Raw genomic sequence first — 1,661 nt, forward strand, 5'->3', positions numbered from 1 at the left:
AGTTCAGGCAGGATCTGGAAGAGGTCGCCGACGAGGCCGTAATCGGCGACCTGGAAGATCGGCGCCTCCTCGTCCTTGTTGATCGCCACGATCACCTTGGAATCCTTCATCCCGGCCAGATGCTGGATCGCCCCGGAGATGCCGACCGCGATGTAGAGATCGGGCGCCACCACCTTGCCGGTCTGGCCGACCTGCCAGTCGTTCGGCGCATAGCCCGCATCCACCGCCGCGCGCGAGGCGCCCATCGCCGCGCCGAGCCGGTCGGCGATCGGCTCGATATAGGTCTTGAAGTTCTCCGCCGAGCCGAGCGAGCGCCCGCCCGAGATGATGATCCGGGCCGAGGTGAGTTCCGGCCGGTCACTTTGCGCGATCTCCTCGCCCTTGAAGCGCGACAGCTGCGGATCGGCGGCGGCAGTCACCGTCTCGATCGGGGCGGCGCCGCCCTCGCCCGCCGCCGCGAAGGCAGCCGTGCGCACCGTGATCACCGTCTTCGGATCCGTCGCCTGCACCGTCTGGATGGCGTTGCCGGCATAGATCGGCCGCTCGAAGGTGTCGGGCGCCACCACCTTGGTGATGTCGGAGACCTGCATCACGTCGAGCAGCGCCGCCACCCGCGGCATCACGTTCTTGCCGGTCGAGGTCGAGGGCGCCACCAGCGCGTCATACGCACCGGCGAGCGCCACGATCAGCGCCGCGGTCGGCTCGGCGAGCCGATGCTCGTAAGCGGGAGCGTCGGCCAGCAGCACCTTCTCCACGCCTGCGAGCTTGGCCGCGGCCTCAGCTACAGGGCGAGCATGGGTGCCGGCCACCAGCACATGCACCGGCGCGCCCAGCGCCGTGGCGGCCGAGAGCGCCTTGTGGGTCGCGTCCTTGAGGTGAGCGTTGTCGTGCTCGGCAATCAGCAACGTGGTCATGGTTGGTCTTCTCCCTTAGAGCACGCCGGCTTCGGTCTTCAGCTTCGAAACGAGTTCGGCCACCGAGCCGACCTTGACGCCGGCCTTGCGCCCGCCCGGCTCGGCGGTCTTGAGCACCTTCAGGCGCGGCGCCACATCGACGCCGAGCGCCTCCGGGCTGGTCTCGTCGAGCGGCTTCTTCTTGGCCTTCATGATGTTGGGCAGGCTGGCATAGCGCGGCTCGTTGAGGCGCAGGTCCGTGGTGACGATGGCGGGCAGCGTCAGCCCCACCGTCTGCAGGCCGCCGTCGACCTCGCGGGTGACGTCGACCGCGCCTTCGCCGACATTGACCTTGAAGGCAAACGTGCCCTGCGGCCAGCCCAAGAGGGCTGCGAGCATCTGGCCGGTCTGGTTGGCATCGTCATCGATGGCCTGCTTGCCCATGATCACGAGATCGGGCTGTTCCTGTTCGATCACGCCCTTCAGGATCTTGGCGACGGCGAGCGGCTCGACGGTGGCGTCGGTCTTGACCAGGAGGCCGCGGTCGGCACCCATGGCGAGCGCGGTGCGCAGCGTCTCGGCCGCCTGGGCCGGGCCGATCGAGACGGCGACGATCTCGCTCGCCTTGCCCTGCTCTTTCAGGCGCACGGCCTCTTCCACCGCGATCTCGTCGAACGGGTTCATCGCCATCTTCACGTTGGAAAGCTCCACCCCCGACCCGTCCGGCTTCACCCGGATCTTCACGTTGAAATCAACCACTCGCTTCAC

2 protein-coding genes are annotated in these 1,661 nt (G+C 68.0%); both read right to left on the reverse strand.

Features of this window, described 5'->3' with window-relative positions:
* Nucleotides 1-914, reverse strand: a 914-nt coding sequence (locus ACUXUR_RS26715) for an electron transfer flavoprotein subunit alpha/FixB family protein (protein ID WP_445505375.1), incomplete at its 3' end; no start/stop codon positions are given.
* Between the two features lie 15 nt (nt 915-929).
* Nucleotides 930-1,661 (reverse strand): electron transfer flavoprotein subunit beta/FixA family protein (locus ACUXUR_RS26720; protein ID WP_445505376.1); only part of this gene is annotated, 732 nt, incomplete at its 5' end.

This window comes from Microvirga medicaginis, from assembly GCF_052658925.1.